Here is a 5,696-nt window from a genome sequence, read left to right as displayed (position 1 = left end):
CAGCATAAGCCGGGTTACGAGCGTGGGGATAGGTATACATTCACAAGTGCGTGAAGAGGCGGTTTGCGCGAACGACGAAGCAATCCAGTCTTCCTTGAAGGCCTCCGGACTGCTTCGTTTCGCTCGCAATGACGCAAACATTCACGGCCTCGGATGACGGTAGAGTGCGGCACGGTTCTATCGCAACAAAATCCACGCCGGCGCGTGGTCGCTGGCGCCTTCCGCGCCGCGCACATCACGGTCGACGCCGGCTTTCGTCAGACGCGGCGCCAGCGCGGGGCTGAGCAGAAGGTGATCCAGCCGCAGCCCGGCATCGCGCGGCCAGCGGTTGCGCTTGTAGTCCCAGAACGTGAACATCGGTTTATCCGGATGCAGCGTGCGGACCGCGTCGGTCCAGCCTTGTGCCAGCAGCGCCTTGAAGGCGGCGCGGCTCTTCGGCTGGATCAGGGCGTCCTTGTCCCATGAGCGCGTCGGATAAATGTCGAGGTCGGTCTGCGCCACATTGTAGTCGCCGGCCAGCACGACCGGGACATCCTGCTTGATGAATGTCGCGGTGTGCTTGCGCAGGCGCTTGAACCAGTCGAGCTTGTAATCGAATTTCGGCCCCGGCTGCGGATTGCCATTGGGCAGATAGATGCTTGTGACGATGATGCCGTTGACGGCGGCTTCGATATAACGCGCCTGAATATCCTCGGGATCGCCCGGCAGCTCTTTGCGGGTCAGAATCGGATCAGTCTTGCGCGCGAGAATGGCGACACCGTTCCAGGTCTTCTGGCCGCGCCAGACCGCGCCGTAGCCGGCCTTGCGAAGGGCGTCGACCGGAAAGTCGGCCTCGGTCGATTTCAATTCCTGCAGGCAGACCACATCGGGCTTTGACGCCCGCAGCCACCGCAGCAGGTTCGGCAGCCGCCGGTTGATGTTGTTGATATTGAACGTCGCGACCTTCAAGAAGGTCAGGCCGGTGGCGTCGCAGCGGCGGCAGCGCCTTTTTCAGCGCTGTCTTTCCCGCTTTTCGCTTCGCCGCCCTTGTAGATCCGCGCATATCTTTTGCCGAGGCTCGTCAGCACCTCGTAGCCGATGGTGCCGAAGTGATGCGCGACTTCGTCGATGGTGATGCCATCGCCGATCAGCGTCACCATGTGGCCGCGCCGCGCGGTCTTGTCGGGCAGATCGGTGATGTCGACCGCCATCAGGTCCATCGAGATGCGGCCCGCGACCGGGCAGCGTTTGCCCGCAATCACGACTTCGGCGCCGCGCGTGCCGTCATTGGCGCTGGCGGCGCGGAAATAGCCATCGGCATAGCCGGCGGATACGATCGCCAGTTTGGTCGGCCGCCGTGCGGTCCAGGTGCCGCCATAGCCGACGCTGTCGCCGCGCTCGACGTTGCGGAGCTGCACGATGCGGGCCTTCAGTTCGACCACCGGCTGCATCGGATTGTCGGCTTCCGGCGTCGGGTTGATGCCGTAGAGCGCGGCACCCGGCCGCACCATGTCGAACTGGAATTGCGGGCCGAGATAGATGCCGGAGGAATTGGACAGCGAGGCCGGCACGCCGGAATACAGGCTGGCGATCTCGCGGAAGGTGGCGACTTGTCTGGCATTGAGCGGATGGTTGGGGGTCTCGGCGCAGGCGAGGTGGCTCATCACCAGCGTGATGCCGTGGTCGCCGGCATTGATGCGCGGCACGATGCCGTTCGCCTCGACCAGCGTGAGGCCAAGCCGGTTCATGCCGGTGTCGATGTGAATGGCGGCGCCCCCGGACCATCCGGAGCGCCGGCAGAACACGTCCCATTCGGCAAGCTCATTGAGATCGCCGATCACGGGCCTGCAGTTGAGCTTGGCGAAGCTGTCGCCGCTGTTCTGGAAGAAGCCGTCGAGCACATAGAGGTCCGCCGCGGGCAGCGTTTCGCGCGCGGCGCGCGCTTCATCCAGGGTGGCGACGAAAAATGTCTTGCAGCCGGCGGCGGCCAGCGCGCGGGCCACAGGGCCTGCGCCGCAGCCATAGGCTTCGGCCTTGATCACCGCGGCGCACTCGGCCGGGACCGCGGTTTTCTCCAGCTTGCGCCAGTTCGCAACGATGGCGTCGAGGTCGACGGTGAGAATGCCGGGCTGCGTGGCGGTTGCGGCGGCAAGGGCCGCCGCGGCGTTCGCTTCGGGTGACAACAGGCCGCCGGGTGGAATTGATTTCAGATCGGAAACAGAGGGCATGCCGCACTTTACGCCGAGGCGCAGGGCGGTTCAACCGCGAGCGTCAGTAAGACCGTTCCGGCAAATGACTGTCATGGGCGAGATCGCTAAATCGCGTGAATTGACCTTCAAACTGCAGTTCGACCGTACCCGTAGGGCCGTGACGCTGTTTGCCGATGATGACCTCGGCCTTGCCATGGACCAGTGACATGTCGAGCTGCCATTTCTCGTGTTCCGGCGTACCTGCGCGCGGCTCCTTGTTGGCGAGGTAGTATTCCTCGCGGAATACGAACATGACCACGTCCGCATCCTGTTCGATCGAGCCGGATTCACGCAAGTCCGACAATTGCGGACGCTTGTCGTCGCGGCTTTCGACCTGGCGGGACAACTGCGACAGCGCAATGATGGGAACGTTGAGTTCCTTGGCCAGCGCTTTCAGGCTGGTGGTGATCTCGGTGACTTCCTGCACGCGGTTGTCATTACCGCGTTTGCCGGAGCCCTGCAGCAGTTGAATGTAATCGACCACGATCAGATCGAGACCCTTCTGTCGCTTCAGCCGCCGCGCCCGCGCGGTCAGTTGCGAGATCGAAAGGCCGCCGGTTTCGTCGACATATAATGGCAGCGACTGCAATTCGATGGAGTAGTCGCGGATCTTCTCGAAATCGGTTTCGGAAATGCCGCCGCGGCGGATGGTACTTGACGCGATGCTGGTCTGCTCGGCGAGAATCCGGGTGGCGAGCTGTTCGGCGGACATTTCGCAGGAGAAAAAGCCGACGATGCCGCCGTTGACCGACTTCATGGTGCCGTCAGCCTGCACTTCCGCGCGATGCGCTTTAGCGACGTTATAGGCGATGTTGGTCGCAAGCGCCGTCTTGCCCATGCCGGGACGGCCGGCGACGATGACCAGGTCGGAAGGCTGCAGGCCGCCCATCTTGACGTCGAGATCGCGCAAGCCGGTGGCAATGCCCGACAATTTGCCGTCGCGCTGAAACGCTTTCGCCGCCATGTCGACTGCGACGGTGAGAGCCTGCGCAAAGCGCTGAAACCCGCCGTCGTAGCGGCCGGATTCGGCGAGTTCATACAGCCGCCGCTCGGCGTCCTCGATCTGCGCGCGCGGCGCGAAATCCACCGGCGCGTCGAAGGCGACGTTGACCATGTCGGTGCCAATGCCGATCAGGTCGCGGCGCAGCGCCAGTTCGTAAATGGTGCGCCCGTAGTCGTGGGCGTTGATGATGGTGGTGGCTTCCGCGGCGAGGCGCGCCAGATATTGCCCGACCGTCATGCCGCCGATATCGGTATCGGCGGGAACGAATGTTTTGAGCGTCACCGGCGTCGAGATTTTGCCGGCGCGGATAAGACTCGATGCGGTCTCGAAAATGATCTGATGAATAGGCTCGAAGAAGTGCTTCGGCTCCAGAAAATCCGATACCCGGTAGAACGCATCGTTATTGACCAGAACGGCGCCCAGCAACGCCTGTTCGGCCTCGATATTGTGCGGCGCAGTGCGGTAGGCCGGCGGCGCTGCGTCGGGGGCAAGTTTTAACACGTTCGAATCAAGGGGAGCCATGGGTCAGAATTGTTCTTCGGATTTTGTCGGATGCGGGGCGCGATAAAGCGCCTGCGCCCGGCAAAGCGAAAGCGCCAGCGCGCCGCTTATGCACCATTCACTTAAAATGTGGACGATTCGGCTATTAACGCTTGACGCCTTTTGCCCCTCGTTCAGCCCGCAGCCTGATATCTCAACGGAAATGCGCTCCAGCGCTCTGAACCTTTCAGCACATGCAGGCACTCATCATCAGGCCGTACATTTTTTTAGGCCGATGGGAACACCTTGCCGGCACGCAAGTTGAGACCAGCGGTTCAGGTGATACGGGTGATGGCTTTGCAGACCGGACAGTGGCGCTGCCGACACAGCGAAATGACCTGGTTGTCCACCCTGGTTGCGATCATGGAGACGGTTTCCCGGTCGGAATCGGGCGCGTCCTGCAGCCAGGCTGTGCGGGCGGCAGTGCAAGCCCATCTGGCCGGACCTGCCACGGCGCATGGGTTCTGTGGCGCGAGTGCCAGCCTTCGAAATTGAATCCCTGAAACTCCGCCGCTCGATATCTCGTGCCGTAACCAGCACCTTTCCGTCATTCGGCTCGGGCGGCTGGAACGCCCCGATATCCGCGTCGCTTCGTTACGCCGAAAGAAACGCCGGAACTTCGGGCCAATGCTGCGGACGCGGCAAATTTTCCGTATCGTTCGCCTTACGCAGTTGCGTCATCTGTGCGCTTCCATTCGCGGGATAATCGGCTAAAAGGTGACCGCCGTGACGCGGGTGCGAACGAACCTCGGATTCGGGCCACGGCGGATACGCATCTGGAGAACCGAGAATGTTGAGCCGAGCGCTCAGTTTAGCGACGGTGATGCTTCTGATCGGCGGTTTCGCGGCGGTGCCGGTGCGGGCGCAAAATCTCGAAGCCGGCAAAAGCCCTTCGCAGATTTTCTCGGGCACCTGCACTGCCTGTCATAAAGGCGCGCGCGGGCTGCTCAAAACGGTAGCTCCCGGATCCCTCCCAGGGTACCTTCGTCAACACTATACGACCAGCAGTGAAATGGCGTCGGTACTCAGCGCCTATCTGATTTCCAATGGGGCCACCGATACCCGCTATATCGGCAGCCAGCCCAAACAGCACCCCAAGGATGCCAAACAGGAGTCGGGGCCGCCGACACAGCTCGACCGTTTCGGCCGGCCGCTACGCCGGGCCCCGCCGCAGGAGGCCGCAAGGCCTGACGGCGATGGCCGCTTACCGCAGACCGAGCCGGAGGGGCGTATGGGCCGCAGCCGACCGGCCAACCCGGACGCCGGCAAACCCTCCGAAGGACAGACCCCTGCCGCTGCGGTTAACGAGCGTGGGCCGGACGGCCGGAGATTGTCTGCCAAGCAGCGGCTCAGCAAGCGCGGCAAACCGGGCGAGGAGCTGCCCAAGACCGATGCGTCCAAGGATACCTCGAAGGATATGCCGACGGACGAGGCTGCCAAGGGTGAGGGGGCTAAGCCCGACAAGGACAGCAAGCCGACGGACGATACCGCCAAGGATGAAGGCGGCAAACCCGATGCGAAACCCGCCGAACAGGGCAAGTCCGAGTCGGCCAAGCTCGATGCCGACAAAGGCGAGGGCGCCAAGGCCGACATACCCTTGAGGGCCGACCCGGTTCCCGCGGTCACTCCGGCGCCGAAATCGCCGGAGGGCGACGCCAAGCCCGTGCAGGCCCCTGCGCCCGCGGCGGCAGGCGGAACGCCGGCGTCGTCGGCGTCCAATGCCGTGCCGGAGGCGCCCGCAAACGTGCCTGCGGCGCCTGTCGCGCCATCGGCATCCGTCGTGGCGCCGGTGACCCCGGCGGGTCCGCCGGTGCCGCCGATTTCCCAGTAGAAGTCGAACGGTTGAAGCCCGGCCTGACCCTGCTGGATGCACATCTCGCCGTCATGCCCGGCCTTGTGCCGGGCATCCACGTCTTTCTTTCTGA

General features: G+C 63.3%; 4 protein-coding genes. 1 reads left to right on the top strand and 3 read right to left on the bottom strand.

Annotated elements, in window-relative coordinates; genetic code table 11:
• Positions 1-177: 177 nt before the first annotated feature.
• From ACFE72_RS23975 to ACFE72_RS23965, 3 genes are read right to left on the bottom strand one after another with little or no spacing between them, the layout of a single operon-like run.
• Positions 178-948 (bottom strand): exodeoxyribonuclease III, encoded by a 771-nt coding sequence (locus ACFE72_RS23975; RefSeq protein WP_375415623.1) that lies wholly within the window; start codon positions 946-948, stop codon positions 178-180.
• A gap of 5 nt (positions 949-953) precedes the next feature.
• Positions 954-2,207, bottom strand: a complete 1,254-nt coding sequence (gene alr / locus ACFE72_RS23970) for an alanine racemase (protein ID WP_375415622.1) — start codon at positions 2,205-2,207, stop codon at positions 954-956.
• 43 nt (positions 2,208-2,250) lie between these two features.
• Positions 2,251-3,753 carry a replicative DNA helicase gene (locus ACFE72_RS23965; protein WP_375415621.1) on the bottom strand — a complete coding sequence of 501 codons (1,503 nt, stop codon included), beginning with the start codon at positions 3,751-3,753 and terminating at the stop codon, positions 2,251-2,253.
• An 808-nt stretch (positions 3,754-4,561) separates the two neighbouring features.
• Here ACFE72_RS23965 and ACFE72_RS23960 point away from each other — a divergent pair.
• On the top strand, positions 4,562-5,602 hold the full coding sequence (locus tag ACFE72_RS23960; RefSeq protein WP_375415620.1) for a hypothetical protein: 1,041 nt from the start codon (positions 4,562-4,564) through the stop codon (positions 5,600-5,602).
• Positions 5,603-5,696 lie beyond the last annotated feature (94 nt).

Source organism: uncultured Bradyrhizobium sp., assembly GCF_964252615.1.
Lineage (GTDB): Bacteria > Pseudomonadota > Alphaproteobacteria > Rhizobiales > Xanthobacteraceae > Bradyrhizobium.
Note: the sequence above shows the minus strand (reverse complement) of the source record. Positions and strands in the feature narration are given on the sequence as shown.